At 35.8% G+C, this 18,834-nt stretch carries 16 protein-coding genes; 4 read left to right on the top strand and 12 right to left on the bottom strand.

The annotated features are described in order from the left end of the window. Positions 1-24 precede the first annotated feature (24 nt). Together rsmB and priA are read right to left on the bottom strand one after the other, a co-directional pair. Positions 25-1,275 (bottom strand): 16S rRNA (cytosine(967)-C(5))-methyltransferase RsmB, encoded by a 1,251-nt coding sequence (gene rsmB, locus BQ5367_RS10890; RefSeq protein WP_071442519.1) that lies wholly within the window; start codon positions 1,273-1,275, stop codon positions 25-27. 7 nt (positions 1,276-1,282) lie between these two features. Next, the gene (gene priA, locus BQ5367_RS10885; protein ID WP_071442518.1) at positions 1,283-3,427 is read right to left on the bottom strand and encodes a replication restart helicase PriA; all 2,145 of its coding nucleotides are present in this window, start codon (positions 3,425-3,427) and stop codon (positions 1,283-1,285) included. Positions 3,428-3,501: 74 nt separating this feature from the next. Here priA and BQ5367_RS13735 point away from each other — a divergent pair, with 74 nt between their 5' ends. Genes BQ5367_RS13735 through BQ5367_RS10870 form a run of 3 tightly spaced genes read left to right on the top strand, consistent with a single transcriptional unit; the run spans position 3,502 to position 5,537 of the window. Beyond that, positions 3,502-3,822: a DUF6440 family protein gene (locus BQ5367_RS13735; RefSeq protein ID WP_071442517.1), complete on the top strand. Its 321-nt coding sequence runs from the start codon at positions 3,502-3,504 to the stop codon at positions 3,820-3,822. After that, complete coding sequence (locus BQ5367_RS10875; RefSeq protein ID WP_071442516.1) at positions 3,812-4,675, top strand: HAD family hydrolase; 864 nt, start codon at positions 3,812-3,814, stop codon at positions 4,673-4,675. The genes BQ5367_RS13735 and BQ5367_RS10875 overlap by 11 nt, the downstream gene beginning before the upstream one ends. A gap of 10 nt (positions 4,676-4,685) precedes the next feature. After that, on the top strand, positions 4,686-5,537 hold the full coding sequence (locus BQ5367_RS10870) for an aldo/keto reductase (RefSeq protein WP_071442515.1): 852 nt from the start codon (positions 4,686-4,688) through the stop codon (positions 5,535-5,537). 201 nt (positions 5,538-5,738) lie between these two features. Here the strand turns inward: BQ5367_RS10870 and BQ5367_RS10865 are convergent, their stop codons facing one another. The 3 genes from BQ5367_RS10865 to gmk are packed head-to-tail and all read right to left on the bottom strand — an operon-like array spanning position 5,739 to position 8,119. Further along, positions 5,739-6,554: a zinc ribbon domain-containing protein gene (locus BQ5367_RS10865; protein WP_071442514.1), complete on the bottom strand. Its 816-nt coding sequence runs from the start codon at positions 6,552-6,554 to the stop codon at positions 5,739-5,741. Positions 6,555-6,601: 47 nt separating this feature from the next. Further along, positions 6,602-7,519 carry a M28 family peptidase gene (locus BQ5367_RS10860; RefSeq protein ID WP_071442513.1) on the bottom strand — a complete coding sequence of 306 codons (918 nt, stop codon included), beginning with the start codon at positions 7,517-7,519 and terminating at the stop codon, positions 6,602-6,604. A gap of 36 nt (positions 7,520-7,555) precedes the next feature. After that, positions 7,556-8,119, bottom strand: a complete 564-nt coding sequence (gene gmk / locus BQ5367_RS10855; RefSeq protein WP_071442512.1) for a guanylate kinase — start codon at positions 8,117-8,119, stop codon at positions 7,556-7,558. Between the two features lie 99 nt (positions 8,120-8,218). Here gmk and BQ5367_RS10850 point away from each other — a divergent pair, with 99 nt between their 5' ends. Beyond that, entirely contained in the window at positions 8,219-9,856 is a 1,638-nt protein-coding gene (locus BQ5367_RS10850) for an Rqc2 family fibronectin-binding protein (RefSeq protein WP_071442511.1), read from the top strand. 114 nt (positions 9,857-9,970) lie between these two features. On the opposite strand, the gene rpe is transcribed toward BQ5367_RS10850, so the two are convergent. The 7 genes from rpe to BQ5367_RS10815 form a co-directional block, all read right to left on the bottom strand. After that, the gene (gene rpe, locus BQ5367_RS10845; protein ID WP_071442510.1) at positions 9,971-10,630 is read right to left on the bottom strand and encodes a ribulose-phosphate 3-epimerase; all 660 of its coding nucleotides are present in this window, start codon (positions 10,628-10,630) and stop codon (positions 9,971-9,973) included. Continuing rightward, positions 10,630-11,493, bottom strand: coding sequence for a ribosome small subunit-dependent GTPase A (gene rsgA, locus BQ5367_RS10840; protein WP_071442509.1), 864 nt, complete (start codon positions 11,491-11,493; stop codon positions 10,630-10,632). The genes rpe and rsgA overlap by 1 nt, the downstream gene beginning before the upstream one ends. Continuing rightward, a complete protein-coding gene (gene pknB, locus BQ5367_RS10835) occupies positions 11,486-13,162 on the bottom strand; it encodes a Stk1 family PASTA domain-containing Ser/Thr kinase (RefSeq protein ID WP_071442508.1) in 1,677 nt (558 codons plus the stop codon). The genes rsgA and pknB overlap by 8 nt, the downstream gene beginning before the upstream one ends. After that, positions 13,155-13,880 carry a Stp1/IreP family PP2C-type Ser/Thr phosphatase gene (locus tag BQ5367_RS10830; RefSeq protein WP_161940489.1) on the bottom strand — a complete coding sequence of 242 codons (726 nt, stop codon included), beginning with the start codon at positions 13,878-13,880 and terminating at the stop codon, positions 13,155-13,157. The genes pknB and BQ5367_RS10830 overlap by 8 nt, the downstream gene beginning before the upstream one ends. A 19-nt stretch (positions 13,881-13,899) precedes the next feature. Continuing rightward, complete coding sequence (gene rlmN, locus BQ5367_RS10825; protein ID WP_071442506.1) at positions 13,900-14,943, bottom strand: dual-specificity RNA methyltransferase RlmN; 1,044 nt, start codon at positions 14,941-14,943, stop codon at positions 13,900-13,902. A 65-nt stretch (positions 14,944-15,008) separates the two neighbouring features. Then, positions 15,009-16,898 carry an LTA synthase family protein gene (locus BQ5367_RS10820; protein WP_071442505.1) on the bottom strand — a complete coding sequence of 630 codons (1,890 nt, stop codon included), beginning with the start codon at positions 16,896-16,898 and terminating at the stop codon, positions 15,009-15,011. 71 nt (positions 16,899-16,969) lie between these two features. Further along, positions 16,970-18,814, bottom strand: coding sequence for a DUF5696 domain-containing protein (locus tag BQ5367_RS10815; RefSeq protein WP_071442504.1), 1,845 nt, complete (start codon positions 18,812-18,814; stop codon positions 16,970-16,972). Between the last annotated feature and the right edge of the window lie 20 nt (positions 18,815-18,834).

The following is an 18,834-nucleotide window of genomic DNA, read 5'->3' as shown; positions in this document are numbered from 1 at the left end:
AACGCTTTTATGAATAAAAGAAACCTATTTTTTTATAAGACGAGCCATAAAAAAGCCATCACTATCATATTCATATGGAAAGATCGTTCGCATCTTTTCACATATAAAATCATCATGCTTTTTTAAAAAGTTTTCAATTTGTTTCTCATTTTCTTTTTTATTTAATGTACAAGTACTATAAACCAGTCTTCCACCTTTTTTCAAAAGAACACTGACACTTTCTAATAACTCCTGCTGGAGGGGGATGATTTCATCCATATCACTGCTTTGCATATGTACTTTGATATCATTTTTTCTTTTTAATACGCCATATCCGCTGCAAGGTGCGTCAAGTAAGATACGATCAAAAGACTCATGTTCAAATACTTCATGACTCTTTGTTCCATCATTTACCATGGGCTGTACACAGTGAATACCGAGTCTTTTCAAAGAACTTTCGATCAGTTCGACACGATGTTTGTGTATGTCACAGGCAATGATTTCTCCTTGATCATGCATCAGCTGAGCCAAATGAGTACTTTTGGTTCCAGGAGCAGCACAAACATCTAAAACTTTCTCATTGGGCTGAGGATCAAGAAAGAAAGCCACACACTGACTGGCCTCATCCTGAATCGTAATCTTACCTTCATTATATTCTTTTGTCTGAGCCAGTGCTTCTCCATCATAAATCAAACCATCCCGACTCAGTTTTCCTAATTGAAAGTGTTCATTTTCTTTCATCAGCGTTTCTCGATCAGTGAATAGAGTATTCACTCGACATGCCTGTACAGGTATTTGCTGATCATTGTCACAGATTTTCTGAGCTGTTTCAAATCCATATTGTCGCTCCCACATCTTGACAAGCCATAACGGATGCGAAGTAGTAATCGAAAGTCTTTCTAAAGGATCATGACTGACTTCTCTTCTCTCTTCTCTTAAAAAGCGTCTTAAAAGAGCATTGATGACACTTTTATATTTTCCTTTATGCTTTTTAGAAGCAATATCGACCGCTTCACTCACAATTGCATAATTTGGAAGCTTATCTAAAAAGACAAGCTGATAAATGCTCATATCCATTAAAACAGCCATATCATTGGGAAGTTTCTTTGAAACGAAATCTTCCCATAAATAGCGAACATAAATATAGTTCTGCATCGTTCCATAAACGATTGAAACGATCAAAGAACGATCTAAGGCTGAAAAATCATTGATTCCATGTCTTAAAGCCAAATTAGAATACTTTTTTTTCAAAACGATCTCACATAATAGCTCATAAGCTTTTTCTCTTGCGTTCATATTCCTCCTAATCATCCAATGTCAAAGGATTCATGTCGATATGCAGTTTTACTCTGCTTTTTGATGTACGATGATGCTGATAAACATCATAGATTTCTTTTTGAAGAAGTTCTAATGATTTACTTTTGACACAGATACGATAACGTTTTTCATCCTGAATCTTCAAAAGTTCACTGACTCCTAAAACTTTAAAATCTTTTTCTTTTAAAAGTTTCATCACATGATTTGCTTCATCAGAGCCACTTTCATCCTTACTGATAAAAGTTAAGGCACATAAATAAGTATAAGGCGGATAACCCGCTAAATGACGATACTGCATCTCATGTCTGAAGAAACTGTCATAGTCCTGTTTTAAAGCACATTGAATCGCATAATGATCTTCATCATAGACCTGAATCAGAACCTTTCCATTTGTGTTGCCACGTCCGCTTCTTCCACTAGCCTGCGTCAATAAATCAAAAGTTAGCTCTGCACTGCGATAATCACTTCGTGCCAGCATGGCATCTCCCTGCAAAATACCTACTAAAGTGACATTTTCAAAATCAAGTCCTTTAGAAATCATCTGTGTTCCTAAAAGAATATCTGCCTCATGATTTTCAAAAGCCTTCAAAAGTGTTTCATGCGCATTTTTACGAGTTGTCGTATCCGCATCCATACGAATCAAACGAGCATCCGGGAAAAGCTGTGCTACTTTTTCCTCCAGCATCTGCGTTCCAAAACCACTGCCGCTAAGCTTACCATGACACTGTGGACATTCATAAATTCTTTTCAATACCGTTCCACACAAATGACAATTTAACGTATTTTTTTCTTTATGTAATACTAAAGGCTTATCACAGTGTGGACACATTAAGACCTTACCACATTGGCTGCATCGCAAAATTGGCTGATAACCACGACGATTTAAAAGTAAGATGATCTGCTGTTTGCGATCCAGCGTCTTTCTCATTTCGGTGATCATTTCATCACTCAGGATATAAGACTGTTTTTTGCGAATCACTTCATTCATATTGATCAGCTTTACATGAGGTAAGCTCTGATTGACACGATGCTTGATTTCTACCAGCTCATAAACCTTCTTTAGTGCCCTTGCCATCGTATCTAAAGAAGGTGTGGCACTTGCCAATACCACTCTGGCATGATGTGTCTTAGCACGATGAAGGGCTACATCACGTGCATGATAGCGACAGTTTTGATCCTGCTTGTAACTAAGATCATGTTCTTCATCCAAAATAATTAATCCAAGATCTGAAAACGGCATGAAAACAGCACTGCGAGTCCCTACAACGATACGTTTTTCTTTGCCTCGTACGCTTTGATACTGTTCATATTTCTGTTGTGCACTCAATCCGCTATGATAAATGGCCACATCATTTCCAAAACGTTCTTGGACTCTTTTAACCATTAAAGGTGTCAATGAAATTTCCGGCACTAAGATCAAGACCTCTCGTCCCTGCTTTAATACCGCTTCAGCTGCATGAAGATAAACCTCTGTTTTACCACTTCCTGTAACTCCCTTTAAAGCAATCACATCTTTTGAAGAATGCAGGATACGCTCTACCGCATGTTTTTGTTCTTCATTTAAAACAATATGGCATGGTTTTTTCTCAATAACCTCTTCATATGTCCGCTTTTCTTTCTCAAATATTTCTACACAGCCCATCTCTTCTAATTTTTTAGAAAGAGAGGAAAGTTTCAGCCATTCGCTGCGCTTCATTTCTCCTTCTTTGATTAATCGTTCATAAAGCATGGCCTGCTTTGGTGTTTTTGTATGATCATCTAGTGGGCGAACCCATTTTTCCATTTTGATCTTAATGTCATTGCTTTTAGGCTTCAAAGCTGGCGGTACCATTGCCTGCAAGGCACTGATCACCGTTGAAATGCTTGTCTTACTGATCCACTTCGCCAAATCGATCATTTCCGCATTTAAGATTGGCTGTTCATCAAGCACACTTAAAATAGGCTTTATTTCATAAGGAAATGTTTTTGAAGAGTTCATTTCGATACTATCTACAAAAGCCACACATTCACGATAATTAAAATTAACAAGCACTCTTTTTCCTATTTCTACCGGTTCATTTTTAAACTGATACGTATAGGTCTGATCTAAAGCACTTGTATTATTCTCAATATAACAAGATGCAAGATTCATGAAATTCACCGTATACATCATACCATAAATTCAGTATAATATAATCGTAAAATCTAAAAAAACGAGGTAGCGTTATGAAAAAAGAACAACGTTTTATTATTACTGAAATCTATCAGAATGATATGCATGCTGTCGATAAAGTCCTTGTCGATACTCAGACCCATGTTCAATATCTTCTTCATCAGGAAGGCAGCGGTTGTAGCTGTACACCTTTAATCGATGAAAACGGCAAGCCTTTATTATGTCATCACATAACCCCTCATCCGGATTCTATCCGTAAAAAAACGGTCGTGATCGAAGAAAAAGACCTCATCTGTGAAAGAAAAGAAGAGGAGGAAATTGAAACGATAAAACCCGTAAAAATAAAAAGAGGCAGGAGAAAAAATGTCAAATAAAATTAAAATGATCGTATGTGATTTAGATGGAACCTTATTGAATAATCATAAGGTTTTATCTTCAAATACTGTTGAAAAAATGATTGCCTATCAGCAAAAAGGCTATCTGCTTACCTTAGCAAGCGGACGTTATTTTAAAGAAGTAAGACGCTTTGCGGAAGAATTAAAATTAGATGAATACCATGGCTATGCTGTATGTGGAAATGGCTATGAAATTGTCGATATGGCAGCTCAAACCACTTTCCATTTCAGTGGTATTCCCAGTGAAATTGCACGTGATTGTATCAAATTGGCCAAAAAATGTCATTTGATGCAATATGTCAAGATCAATGGCACCTATCACCTTTCTGTTAGTAAACATATCATGAATGGTATTCAAAAAAGCTGTCATCATTTAAATGAAAAAGGTATACGTCAGCTATCTTATGCCGCTCATTTACTAGATGAAACAATTTTTGAAAAAGAGCTTATTCATCTGATTCAAGAAGATATCGTAAAAATATGTGTCATCGGTACACCTTCAAATCAGAAAAAATGGATTCATCTGCTTGAAGAAAAATATCCTGATACTTTTGCATATTATCCAGTCAATAGTGTTTCACTTGAAATCACTCATAAAAGCGTTTCTAAAAAACATGCTGTCGAAACAATTGCCCATGAAAATGGCTTTACCTTAAATGAAGTAATTGCTTTTGGTGATTCAGGAAATGATGAACCCCTACTTTTAAGTGCCGGTATTGGCATTACAATGAAAAATGGTACAAAACGTGCCTTAAAAAGAGCTAAGATCATTTCCAAATATACAAACCATGAAGATGGCGTCATTGCTGAATGTGAGAAATATCTTGATTAAGGAGGAAATTATGAAACATTTAAACGATTCTTATCAGCTTGTAAACGGAGTTGCAATCCCTTGTGTTGGCTTTGGAACATGGCAAACACCTGATGGCGAAGTTGCCAAAACAAGTGTTCGCTGTGCTATTGAAGAAGGTTATCGTCACATCGATACAGCAGCTGCTTATGGCAATGAAGAAAGTGTGGGACGTGGCATCAAAGCTTCTCGTATTCCACGTGAAGAGCTTTTCATCACAACTAAATTAGCGAATACTGTTCGTGGCTATGATGAAACGATTGCGGCATTCAATGAATCTTTGAATAAGTTAGGATTAGATTATCTTGATCTATATCTCATTCACTGGCCAAATCCTGTATTTTTCCGTGATAACTGGGAAAAATACAATGCTCAGACATGGAAAGCAATGGAAGATTTATATAAAGCTGGACGTATTCGTGCTATTGGTGTCAGCAATTTTAGAATTCATCATCTTGAAGCACTTATGAAAAATGCAACGATCATGCCAATGGTCAATCAGCTACGTCTTTGTCCAGGAGAAACACAGGATGAACTTACTCAATGGTGCAGGGATCACAACATTCTTTGCGAAGCCTACAGTCCTTTAGGAACTGGACGTATCTTTGAAGTCGATCAAATGAAACAGCTCGCAGATAAATATCAGCGTTCAGTTGCACAGATATGTATTCGCTGGAGTCTGCAAATGGGCTTTTTGCCATTACCTAAATCGGTTACTCCACAACGCATCAAAGAAAATACTCAAGTCTTTGATTTCACCCTAGATCAAAAAGATGTTGAGATGATTGCTTCACTCAAAGGATGCTGTGGTGAATCTAAAGATCCGGATACAGTAAATTTCTAAGCTCCTTTTAATAAAGGAGTTTTTTTAATCTTTCGCTAATAATGAAACCTGATAGCTTAACAATCCAAGGAAAATTCCATAAATAACACTATAAATCGTTAAATTCTACAAATAAAAACTCTGTTTAAACAATAATTATATTGTATCAAACAGAGTTTTTATGAATATCTTCTATCAATAGAAATCTTGCAGCTATTTCTCTTATTCCGCTATTGCATTCATGATCATATCATAAGTGATCGTCATTTGATCTTGTCCACCTTCATACTGGAATGAGAGTGTATACTGAGCATTTTCATTGATGCCTAAAGTGAAATAAAAAGAATTACTTCCTTCTCTTAATTGAATAGGACCAATGTTCAAAGAACCACCATCAGTTAAATAAATTTCACCTGTAGTTTTAGACTCACATGTAATATCCAAACGTGTCTGCCCATTTTCATCAGAAGCCTGGATTGCTGTTATCGTTACATTTTCACCTTCCATGTTTTCATCGATCACATTGACAGGTGTATCTGGTGTTGTTTTATTTGACTCATTCTCATTTTGCTGGGTATCATTTTCATCTTCATTTGGCTGTGAAGGTGTTGATTCATCTTCTTCTTGCTGGTTATCCTCATTTTCACTTGGCACATCTTCATTCACGACTGGTTCATTTGTAGGAAAAAGATATGTTTTCGCTATAAAATAACCGCCGCCTAGAAATACCACCACAAGAAGTACAATTAGTACGAGTAAAATTTTATTCAAAATGTTATTTTCTTTTTCTTCTTTCAGTTTCTTTTGCTTTTCAACTCTTGAAACAGGTGGTTTCTCTTCTTTTACCTTTTCTACATAAATAGGCTGTGTTTTTTCAACTTCTGTTTTCTTATCTTCAGAAGGATTTTGTTCCTCATCAAAAAGTTCATCCATTACATTTTTCAAGTCCTCATGATAATCATGGTATTTCTCACCACAATAAGGACAATAATTCATATCATCATTAAAAACTTTCTTACATTTTTCACAAGTTCTCATCATATACCTCCTTGTTTATCTCTATTGTACCACAAAATTGAATCTACTTAAAACCTCGCAATCAGTTTTACTGTTCCCTCTTTTAAAATATCGATATTTTTTTCATCCATCATTACATCTTTTTTCGTATGAATACGGGAAATATAATAACCAATGAATTTATTTTTATGAAAAGCAGCTACACCAGCTGAACATTTAAAATTAAGCTGATCAGAAGGATAAAGCGTATTTGAGGATCTTGTAACGATGATTTCTTTGGTAGTACATTGAAAAGCTTCTTCAAACATAGAAGTATATTTTTGAGCCTTCTTATTTAGAATAAACATGAAATGATCACCATCAGATACACAATCAAAATTGATCAACAATTTTTCTTCAAGAGCTTTTTTATGATTTTTCACAAATTTCATCGAACCAAAAAGACCTATTTCTTCATGATCAAAAAAGACAAAAGCAGCTTTTTCTCTCATTTCTTCATCTAATTCACCCATTACTTCTAAAAGTGTGATAATACCAGAAGTATTATCATTGACGGTATGTTTGTTAGCTTTACCTGCAAGCAGCATATAAATTAAACCAAAACAAAAAATAAGACTTCCTAAAGAAACGACCACGTTATTTTGAGTTAATGAATACAGGATGAATCCTAAAACAGACTCTAAGATAAATATGATAGCCACAATGATAAGATTAAATAATATATATATCGGTATATTTTTAGGTGTTAAAAAATTAGGAAAAGGTAACTGTGCACAAGTATCATAATGGGCTCCCAAAATCACTTCTGCTTTCTCTACATCTCCTACAACAAGATTACGGCTTTTAAAGAAACCTCCTTCTTCAACAACCATCTCAAAACCAAGCTTTTTGATTTCCTGATTTAAATAATCAATAAAAACATCTTTCTGTTTCCTTGTTTTTCGTATTTGATATTTATTTAAGATTTCTCTTGAACACTCTCTCATGATAAACTCCTCTATATAAAAAGCAGGATTCGCCTGCTAATTCTGATTTCTTTTTATTATAAGTCCAATAACTTCCGCAGCTAATTCCGGATCATCATTGCAGACAACATACTTATAATTTCCTACAAGTTTGAGCTCCTGTGAAGCTTTTGCGAGTCTTTGCTGGATAATTTCCTCAGGTTCACTTCGACGTCCACGAATTCGTTTTTCGAGTTCTTCCATAGATGGCGGAATTATGAAAATACTAATTGCATCCGGACATTTTTCTTTTACGATCGTTGCTCCCTGTACTTCTATTTCAAGGACGACATTTTTACCTTCCTCACGCAGCTTTTCTACCTGTTTGATGCTTGTCCCATAGTAATTGCCGACAAATTCAGCCCATTCCAGAAATTCTCCTTCTTTGATCTTCTGTTCGAATTCATCACGCGAAATAAAAATATAATCAACCCCGTCCCTTTCGCCTTCACGAGGTGCACGTGTTGTCATAGAAATGGAATAGGTCAGATTCAATGAAGGATCTTTCATATAGTATTCTCTTACTGTACCTTTTCCAACACCACTTGGTCCACTGACAATAATAAGTAATCCTTTTTTCATAATACCCCCACTAATATGGTTCAATTATAGTAACAAACACAGAGAAAGTCAATTAAGTTTTTCCTATTTGTGGTATAATATCATGGAAATGGAGGTATTATGGCACTCGATGGATTATTGCTGCATAAGCTGCAGGAAAACTTATCACAGATGACACCCATGAAAATCAATAAATGTTCCCAGGTCAGTGAACATGAAATGTTGTTTTATATCAGAAGCAAAGCGAAAAACTGTAAACTGATGATTTCTACTCATTCACAGTACAATCGTATTAATCTGACAAATGAAAACTATCAAAGTCCGGCTGTTGCCGGTAATTTCGGCATGGTTCTAAGAAAATATATTGATGGAGGCATGATCATATCGATCAGACAGCTTGGATTAGATCGTATCTTAGATTTTGAAATCATCGCTTATGATGATCTTAGTGATCCGCATACTTACCATCTCTATGTTGAACTGATGGGTAAATATGCCAATCTAGTCTTAGTAGAAAATAACAGGATCATAGATGCTCTTAAGCGGATTCCCCCTTTTGAGAATAATATTCGTCCTATTTTCCCAGGTATGGAATTTACGCTTCCTACCCAATTTGAAAAAAAAGATCCTTTTTTAGAAGAAGATTTTAACTGTGATGAATCACTTTCGAAACAGTTTCATGGCTTTTCACCACTGCTTTCTAGAGAATTTATCTATCGCCTTCACAATCATGAATCATTTAGAGATATCATGAATGAGTTAGAAAACAGTGAATCGCTCTATGTGTATGAAAAAGAAAATCAGTTTCACTGTATTGAACTGAAACATCTTCATTCTTCTTTCAGTGTTTATCCTTTAATGCGTGGATTTGATGTTGTCTATTACCATGCTCAGGAAAAAGAAAGAATCCGTGAACAAAGTGGTGATCTATATAAGGTCGTAAAAAAAGAATTGCATAAAAATACTTCGAAACTAAAAAAACTAAAAGAAACCCTCGCATTAGCAAACGATTGCGATCATTATCGTATTTATGGTGATTTACTTTATGCTTACAGTTATCAGTATCCGCAGAAAATGGAAGCTGTTGATTTAGAAGATTTTGAAACAGGTCAAATGATCCATATTCCATTAGATGTGAAATATGATATTAAATATAACGCTAAAAAATACTATCAAAAATATAAAAAAAGCAAGACAGCTCAAATAGAAGTAGCCAAACAGATCGATCTTTGTGAAAAAGAAATTGAATATTTCACCCTGCTTCAATCCCAGCTTGAATATGCTTCCTTTGATGACGCTAAAGAAATTCGCAGTGAATTAGAAAAAAACGGTTACCTTCGTATTCAAAAGAATATCCGTAAACCTAAAAAGAATGCTCTTCCTCACTTTATTACGTTAAATTTTAAAGGAAATAATATTTATATTGGAAAAAACAATCTTCAAAATGATTATCTGACTTTCCACTTTGCAAGAAAAGAGGACTGGTGGTTCCATACGCTTGATTATCATGGTGCTCATGTCATCGTACAATGTGATGAACTATCCGAAGAAATCATCCGTACCTGTGCCATGCTGGCAAGTTATTACTCACAAGGTAAAGATTCCAGCAGTGTGCCAGTCGCTTATACCAAGATCAAGAATCTGAAAAAAGCCAAAGGAAAAGCCATTGGACAAGCTTTAATGAATAGTTATAAAACGATATATATCGACCCAGATGAAAAAAAGGTAATTGAATTATTGGATACCTATAAAAAATAGTATCGCATCTCATAGAAAAGAAGCATTTTCCATTGATAAATGCTTCTTTTTTACATGTTAGCTTTCATATTTTGTAACCATAGAAAAACGCCCAAGATAGACGTTATATATGTTTTACTTTAACAGTTCATTCACTTGTTTTTGAATATCCCCTTTAAATACATAGCTTCCTGCTACCAAGACATCAACTCCTGCTTTTTTAGCCAAAATAGCTGTTTCATCATTGATACCCCCGTCAATTTCAATCAGACAAGGCAAGTCATATGCATCAATTCTTTCACGTAAGATTTTTACTTTATCTAAAGAGCTTTCCATAAATTTTTGACCGCCAAATCCTGGTTCTACTGACATGATAAGTATCAGATCACATTGATCAAGAAAATCAAATAAAACCTGTGCATCCGTTTTTGGTTTGATGACAAGCCCTGCTTTTATGCCATAAGAGTGAATTTTTTCTAATATTTTTTTAATTTCATCATGACTTGTACAGGCTTCATAATGAAAGGTGATTAAATCAGCACCTGCTTTCACAAAAGATTCAACAAACATGTCTGGATGATCTATCATCAAATGCACATCTAAGATCATATCCGGACAAGCTTTTCTAAAACCTTTTAAGATATCCGGACCAAAGGTAAGGTTTGGTACAAAATGTCCATCCATGACATCAAAATGAAGGTAATTGGCTAAACTTTGATTTAGATCTGCACATTGTTTTTCAAAAATTGAATAATCCAGTGAAAGTACACTAGGGGCAATTTCTATTTTTCTCATCAGTAACTCCTTTTTCCTTGTTTGATCAGCATAGCTACATCTTTATAATTCTGATAACGAATAGAAGAAATTCTTCCATCCTGAACAGCTTTTTTTATAGCACAATCAGGTTCATCCAAATGAACACAGTTTCTAAAACGACATTCTTCATCAATTTTAAAATCTAAGATTTTATCTTTTAATTCTAAAAGATCAACTCGTGAAAAATCAAGAGAAGAAAAGCCCGGTGTGTCTGCTACCCAGCCATTTCCTATCGCAAATAATTCGCAATGACGAGTCGTATGTTTACCACGTCCTAAAGCTTTGCTGGTTTTTTGCGTATGCAGCTGAAATTCAGGATTGATACGATTCAATAAAGAACTTTTACCAGCACCACTTTGTCCTGTTAACACCGTAATTTTATTTTCAAAGCATGCGATGATCTCTGACTCATCAAAATCTTTGCCTGTCGTATAAACACGATAACCGCTTTTTCTATAATCTTCAATATAAGAGTAGATTTCATCATTTTCCTTGACAAGATCCATTTTAGTAACACATAACACAGGCTCAATGTCCGCTAATGAAATCAAAAAGATCAATCGATCCACAAGTGTCGTTGAAAAATCCGGTTCAATGCTGGACATAACGATCAGTGCCTGATCCACATTGGCAATCGCAGGACGTGTCAGATAATTCTTTCTATCAAGAATCTTTTGAATACCGTACTGTGATTCAAATGTTTCCACCATGACATGATCTCCTACCAGCGGTTTTTTATCAAGACGTACTTTTCCCATGGCAACACAAACATGAATTTCGCCATTGTCAAAAAGCACTTCATACTGATTCGATATATTTTTTATAATCGTTCCTTTATTCATAATATGACAGTGTAATTACTTTCCCTTCACTTTGTATATAATAGGTTCCCTGTTCCTGGCTTTGCGTAATCACCACTCCTTTTTCAATTTCAAGTAATTCTTCCTCACTCATGCCTTCTGTCGAAAGAACTTCCAGCTCGACAACTGCACCTAAATCAGTCAATGTCTTTTGAGCCTCTTCAATTGGTTTTCCAACCAGATTCATCATGACAAATTCTTTTTCACCAGCAACGCTGAATCGAATACGATACTTCCGGTCATCTGGATCAATTTCAGCTCCTGGCTCTAAGATATCCTGCGTCAATATCGTATTGGTTGGCTGATCTGAACTAACTTTATTCACCACAACTTCAATATTCATTTCTTCAAGATAGGACTGAACTTCAGTAATGTTTTTACCTACATAGTTTTCAACGATAAAACTTGGTCCTTTTGATACAATCAAACTGACTTCTGCGCCAATTTCCTGCTCACTATCGATAGAAGGACTTGTACGAATCACTAAACTATCTGCAAATTCTGATGAGTTTTCATAGGTAATATCTTCATTGACGATAAATCCTAATTCTGTCAATGTCTGAGTAGCTTCTTCTATCGTTTGATTAGATACATCTGGTATGATCGCTGTTTTGGGTCTTGTCAAGTAATCAAAGACACCACCAAAATACATCATGGTCACGCTAGCCGCAACTGTTACAAGTATAATGAAACCGGCAATCAAACCTTTATTTTTTTTCTTTGGTTTTTCTTCCTCATCTTTGATAATATTGTCATCAAAACGATTCATGACCACAGTAGTGGTTGCTTTATCCTTTGGTGGCTGGAAGACAATTTTTTCATCATGAAGATGATCTTCATCCAGACAGGTTTCTACATCATGCAGCATTTCTTCGACGCTTTGATAACGATATGCTTTATTTTTAGCGGTCGCTTTTATAATAATATTTTCAATTGACTGCGGTAATGAAGGATTGAATTCTCGAATGCTTGGAATTTCTTCACTTAAATGTTTCATCGCAATCTGTACAGGATTATCACCAGTAAAAGGCACGCTGCCACAAAGCAGTTCATAGAAAACGATTCCTAGCGAATAAATATCACACTGGTTGGTTGCTGCTTCCCCACGAGTCGTTTCAGGCGCTAAATAATGAGCACTTCCTAAAACAGAGTCACTTTGCGTTAACTGCACTGCATTATGGGCCAGAGCAATCCCAAAATCTGTTATCTTAACCGTTCCATCATCTTTTACCAGCACATTCTGAGGCTTGATATCACGATGAATGATATTGTGACGATGAGCTTCCGCTACAGCGCTAAGCAGCTGTTTCATGATGCTGACTGCCTCTTCCTTATGCAAAGCACCTCTTAGCTGAATCAGCTGTTTCAGTGTTTTACCACGGATATATTCCATGACGATAAAATGACGATCCTCAGAAGTACCTACATCATAAACTTGAACGACATTAGGATGGTTCAATTTACTTGCGGCATTTGCTTCACGCTGAAACCTTAATAATGTTACAGGGTCATTTCCTAGTTCTCCACGAAGGATCTTAATCGCAACTTCCCGGTTAATGATCGTATCAATGGCAAGATACACATCCGCCATTCCGCCTTCTCCTAGCGATTTAACAATTTTATAACGGCCGGCAAGCAAGTTTTCAGTCATTGCTTCCTACCTCCTTTTCGATAACAATGACGCTTGTATTGTCATAGCCTCCAGCAATGATAGCTGCCTGAATCAGCAAAGAAGCTTTTTCTTCAGCACTTTTTTGCTGTGTCAGAACATTTTTAATGATCTGCTCATCAACATAGCCATGAAGTCCGTCACTGCATAAAAGCAAACAGTCATAATCGTTATTTGCCAATCCAATATCCACCTTCGCTCTATCATAAACGCCTAATGCATTGGTTAATACATGTTTTGAAGGCTGACGTTTAATTTCTTCACTTGTCAGCTGACCGGCATGAAGCAATTCCTGAAACAGATTATGATCCTGGGTTAAACATACCATACGGTCAAAAAGCCCATAAACACGTGAATCGCCTACATTCATGATCAGCGTCATCTTATCATTCATTAAAACACCGGCTAATGTAGTGCCCATGCCATGTAAGTTTTTATTACAGCTTGCCATCTGATAAATCACATCATTACAGTGATCAATCTCATTTTTGATCCAATTGCTCGCTTCTTTTGGTGTCTGTAATGAAGGAGCCTGATCAAAGTCATTTAAAAATGTTTCAACAGCACATTTGCTCGCAACATCTCCTGCATTGCTGCCACCAATCCCATCACAGACGATCGCTAACAGCATGCCATCCTCTTTTATTTTAAAACCTATACAATCTTCATTATTCGGACGTACAAGACCTTTATCACTCAATCCTGCCACCTTCATAAAATCACCCCATTCTCTTCTTTTCTTCCTTAGCACGAAGCTGTCCACAGGCAGCGTCAATATCACCGCCGTGTTCTTTACGAATCGTTGCCCGAATACCCTTTTTCATCAAACGATCATAAAACACCATCGCACTTTTTCGATCTACGCTACGATACCCATGTTCATCAACCTCATTATAAGGTATCAGATTTACATAAGCATTGATTCCACGGATCAAATCTGCTAACTGATCCGCATGTATCTGCTGATCATTAATTCCTTTTAAAAGAATATATTCAAACGTTAAACGACGATTATTCAAATCCGTATACACCTTTAGTGCCTTCATCAGCTCTTCCAAAGGATAAGCTTTATTGATCGGCATCAGTTTATTACGTAAGGTATCATTAGGTGCATGCAGCGAAATGGCTAAATTATATTGTGTTTTTGCTTGCGCAAAAGCCAATATCTTCGGTACGATCCCACAAGTTGAAATCGTGATATGTCTTCCACCGATTCCCAATCCAAGATCATGATTGATCGTTTTCGCAAAATTCATCACATGTTCATAATTATCAAACGGTTCTCCCGTTCCCATAACAACAACATGGGAAACACGATCATCCGTTTCATCTAAATCTTTCTGAACGCTTAATACCTGGGCAACCATTTCCCCGCTCGTCAAATCTCTTCTTTTTTTCAAAAGACCGCTTGCACAAAAATCACACCCCATATTACAGCCCACCTGTGAAGAAACACAGACACTTTTTCCATAATCATAGATCATTAAAACACTTTCTACTAAAGCTCCATCTGTTAACTCAAATAAATATTTAGTCGTACCATCACTCGATACTTGTTTATCTACGATCTTACAAGGATTAACGATAAAATTTTCTTTCAAAAAATCACGACATTCCTTGCTTATATCACTCATCTCATCAATACTCTGTACTCTTTTCCGATACAGCCATTGAAAGATCTGATGGCCTCTAAATTTCTTCCATCCCTGATCTAATGCATACTGCTGTATCTGTTCATAATTAAAATCATATAAACTTTGCATTTTATCACCTTTATTTATAATAGCATAATTTGCCGTTCTTCGATAGGAAAAAGATTTGAATCCATCTATTTCAGATATAAGCTGCGATAATAATCTTTCTCTAAGATCCAAGCAGACATTTCAAGCTTCTTGGCAGCTTTCTCATACAATGATTTCAAACGTGTCTCACTTATTCGCTTATCCAAAAAAACAGCCTTGCTATTTTGTGCATCATACTTTACCTCACCATTCATAAAACTTCCATCCGCCAATACGACCAAAGGCATTTGATCACCAAAAATATCCACTCCCATTAAAAGTCTGGAATCATATTCAAATCCTAACAGGTTAGAAACTGTTGGCAGGATATCAATGCTGCTGCAAATTGTATCGACCTCGATGCTTTCTTTCATTGAAGGAGCGTACATGATCAATGTACTTTTATATAAATCAAAATCATCTTCAATTTTTCTTCCGGAAAGTTCTTCAATATTTTCTTTTTCTAATCCATATGGATAATGATCATATCTTTCTAAATCTTTTAAAAGCTGTTCCATCGCTTTATCCAATTCGATCTGAGCAGCCAGATATCCTTTAGAAAGCTCGCTCATATTCAAATCAGCCACTGCTTCATGATTCTTAGAAGACATCGTATTCCCTGTCCATGTATAATTCAAATGACCGCTGACACTCATAAAATAAGTATGAAAACGATCCAGCTGCATATATTCATCACTTGTCTTCTGAATCATCTCTAAATCACTTTCAGGCCATGTTGCCTTCACATCCAAGCCGTTTCCAAGTCCCTTATAATTTTCCCATAAGTAAGCATGGGTCAGATCACGATCATAATAATTATAGTAATGATTGTGATAAGCAAAAGTCTCCACACCTAATTTCTGATACTGTCTTGCCAGAACGAATGGCAGCTCATGTCCATAAGACTGTGAAAAGCTCCATACTCCAGGTTTAGGATAAAGTCCCATCACATTGACATATTCACCGTCACTCGTAGAAACCTCCCATAATGGATTATAGAAATTTTTAAAATCAAAGCCTTCTGTTTTCATCTTATATAAAGTAGGTGTCAATTGCTCATCAATGGCATAATCACTAAAAGCTTCAGCTGTGATCATAATGAGATTATAATCCTTAAACATACCCGTATATTCATTTTTCAATGTTGCTTTCTGATTGGCAAAATACTGATGCATATCTTTGATCATTGGATCACTTTCACTTGCGATCAAAGATGAAAAATCAATATCCATCTGATTTACTTCAGTTTCATCAAATTTAGTATTATTGAATGGTTTTACCGTTTTCTTGATTGCACGATTATCAAATTCGATTACCATTTCACGTAACTGTAATCGAAATGAAGTTATGACCCCAAAACGTTTCATCACCATGATACTAGGACGATTGTTCAGATAAAGTTCTAAGGTTGGTTCCATACCGCTATGCGGTATCATCAGACATAAGATACCCGTCAAATAAAACAAAGAAGCAGTTATCACTCGAATACAGCCCTCTTTAAAATGAATTTTTCTCAGATCAAATTTCACCAGTACTAAAAGATACATGATCAAAGGAATGAAACAAAGAAAGATTAGACCTATATTTTTTAAAATAGAATCTATGATTTCACTGCCAAATCCTAATACCTGCTCCGTTCCATGAAATACAGAAAAAATACTTGTAAATACTTTAAATTTATCATAATAAATCATCTGTATCAAAAATACGATGATCATAAATACAAGAAAGACAGTTGAAAGTACTTTTCCAGCTTTTCCTCCAAAAAGATGAACGATGAACAATAAAAGCATGATAACAGAACATCCAAAAAGAAAAGGATATATGATATCAAAAGAGAGCTCATGAAAAATATGTATCTGAAATAGAATTTCTAAATACATGAAACAGACAAGCAAACATATATCAATCACATAATTTTTAAGTATTTTTTTCATGCTACTATTATGTCACAAGATAAACTTTTTTTCTATGTCTTTCAAACAAAAACATGGGCTTCATACCCATGTTACTTAATATCATATGTATTATCATTTAAATTGATTTCTACTCTTGTACCATCTTCAAAAAGACTATACTGTTTTTTATAATCACCATCCATAAAGCCAAATTCCGTCATTTCATACTTTGCTACTTTTTGCTGCAGATCAGCAACGATACGATAACGCTTTATTTCTTCATCCAGCGCTTTTTTACGATATTCAAAAGCTCCATCAATATTTGGATAAGCCCCATCTTTATCGACATAAGCCGCTCCACCATTTAAAAGAGCATACAACATATAATCTTCATTATCTGTATGATCCATCGGCCATGGCAAGATAACACAGTCATGATAAACAAGATTCCATAGCGGGACCGGTATACCTAAACGTGGTGCATCCGGCATTCTCAACATGAAGTCATAAGGACCATAATGAGCAAATACCTGTGAACGAACAGCCCAGTCATTTACCTCTTCACTGCTTGGTAAAATATTTTTTGACCAAAGATACTGAAAACAGGCTTCACGATATTCCAGACACTCTTTTCGTGACATTTTATGCTGCTCATTATAACATTCATCCGGTTCATTACAAGTAAAGACATCCAGATAACTAGCCTCCAAATGAATATCATGCGCTAATATTTCTTCAAAATTACGTTTGACATAATAAGGAGCTAATGATGCACACAGATAAGACTGTGCTCCTCCTGCCCAGCGGCATTGTTCAAAGATATGACCATCCTTCTGCATAAGTGCAAAATTTTCATCAAAGCTTGGAGCACTTTTATAATAATCACGATACTGATCATGCAAACCAAACATGTAATCATATTTTTTTAGCGTATCTGAGAGCTTTTTCATACCTTCCCAGCCACCAGCTTTTTTACATGCAGGAAGATAATCCGGATGAGCATTATCATAGCCTGGTTCAGCCCAGCCATCTAAATGAAGATAAAGTTTTTGAATTCCTTGTTCATGAAAGTATTCAATTTCCTTTGCTCGATCTTCAAAAGAAACCACATGATCATTCTTTTCAGGATGTTCATGATCATAGAATTCACACTCCTTTGAAAGATGTGTTTTGATACCTTTATGCAGAATCGCACTACCGATCAGTTTATCCACATAGGATGAGCGAGCGGCCTTCTCTTTCAATGTCACCAAAGATCCTTTTTCTATCGCATATTGACGATAGATCTTACAAATCGAAGTGATACTCGCTGATTCCTGAAGAACCATTCTCATGACCCTGCGATAACCAAGCTTTCCTAAAGAAGAGAGATGACGCATCGAAACATGGGTATATGGACCATTGGCTGGATGATCTACCTGATACCCCATATCCCATGGTGTACATGACATCATAATATAACCATGCCCTTCTTTGATCTGAGCCATCCAAGGCATATAAGCTCCATTGCTGCAGAACTGTCCATCAAAATTCAAACGTGTACACTCATTTTCATAATCATTAGGGATCATAAGTCCTTGCATATGCGGTAATAAAGTGATCCACTCTTTTGAACAGTGATCAAATTCAAAATACCCTGGCCAGTAAATCGCCTCAAAATCTTCTTCAAAATCAATTGGAATTAATTCAAAATAAATATTTTCACTAACATATTCCACCCAGATCAGTGTTTGAAACTTACCATGATTTCCTTCATATACAAAACAAAAGCCTTCCCCTACACCACTTTTATAATGCATGCTTGTTGTTTTCATTTCATCAAAACAAACACGATTCTGTTCATCAAAAACAATTTTCCCTTTCTCTTTGCTTACCCAGCGAACATCATCCTTCTGAAGAGCAAAACTACCATCTTCAAAACATTCTAATTCTGTATTTTTAACCTTTATTTTCATACATACTCCCATAAGAAAGT

It is taken from the genome of Traorella massiliensis, assembly GCF_900104665.1.
In the GTDB taxonomy this organism is placed as follows: Bacteria; Bacillota_I; Bacilli_A; order Erysipelotrichales; family Erysipelotrichaceae; genus Traorella; species Traorella massiliensis.
The sequence above is the reverse complement of the archived record's forward strand: the minus strand, read 5'-3'. Positions and strand labels throughout refer to the sequence as shown.

Excerpts from the sequence above, each read along its gene's own strand:
- BQ5367_RS10820 (WP_071442505.1), bottom strand. The coding sequence starts at position 16,898 with ATGAAAAAAATACTTAAAAATTATGTGATTGATATATGTTTGCTTGTC.
- BQ5367_RS10865 (WP_071442514.1), bottom strand. The coding sequence starts at position 6,554 with ATGAGAACTTGTGAAAAATGTAAGAAAGTTTTTAATGATGATATGAAT.
- BQ5367_RS10850 (WP_071442511.1), top strand. The coding sequence starts at position 8,219 with ATGGCACTCGATGGATTATTGCTGCATAAGCTGCAGGAAAACTTATCA.
- gmk (WP_071442512.1), bottom strand. The coding sequence starts at position 8,119 with ATGAAAAAAGGATTACTTATTATTGTCAGTGGACCAAGTGGTGTTGGA.
- pknB (WP_071442508.1), bottom strand. The coding sequence starts at position 13,162 with ATGACTGAAAACTTGCTTGCCGGCCGTTATAAAATTGTTAAATCGCTA.
- rpe (WP_071442510.1), bottom strand. The coding sequence starts at position 10,630 with ATGAGAAAAATAGAAATTGCCCCTAGTGTACTTTCACTGGATTATTCA.
- rlmN (WP_071442506.1), bottom strand. The coding sequence starts at position 14,943 with ATGCAAAGTTTATATGATTTTAATTATGAACAGATACAGCAGTATGCA.
- BQ5367_RS10870 (WP_071442515.1), top strand. The coding sequence starts at position 4,686 with ATGAAACATTTAAACGATTCTTATCAGCTTGTAAACGGAGTTGCAATC.
- BQ5367_RS13735 (WP_071442517.1), top strand. The coding sequence starts at position 3,502 with ATGAAAAAAGAACAACGTTTTATTATTACTGAAATCTATCAGAATGAT.
- priA (WP_071442518.1), bottom strand. The coding sequence starts at position 3,427 with ATGAATCTTGCATCTTGTTATATTGAGAATAATACAAGTGCTTTAGAT.
- BQ5367_RS10860 (WP_071442513.1), bottom strand. The coding sequence starts at position 7,519 with ATGAGAGAGTGTTCAAGAGAAATCTTAAATAAATATCAAATACGAAAA.
- BQ5367_RS10815 (WP_071442504.1), bottom strand. The coding sequence starts at position 18,814 with ATGAAAATAAAGGTTAAAAATACAGAATTAGAATGTTTTGAAGATGGT.
- rsmB (WP_071442519.1), bottom strand. The coding sequence starts at position 1,275 with ATGAACGCAAGAGAAAAAGCTTATGAGCTATTATGTGAGATCGTTTTG.
- rsgA (WP_071442509.1), bottom strand. The coding sequence starts at position 11,493 with ATGAATAAAGGAACGATTATAAAAAATATATCGAATCAGTATGAAGTG.
- BQ5367_RS10875 (WP_071442516.1), top strand. The coding sequence starts at position 3,812 with ATGTCAAATAAAATTAAAATGATCGTATGTGATTTAGATGGAACCTTA.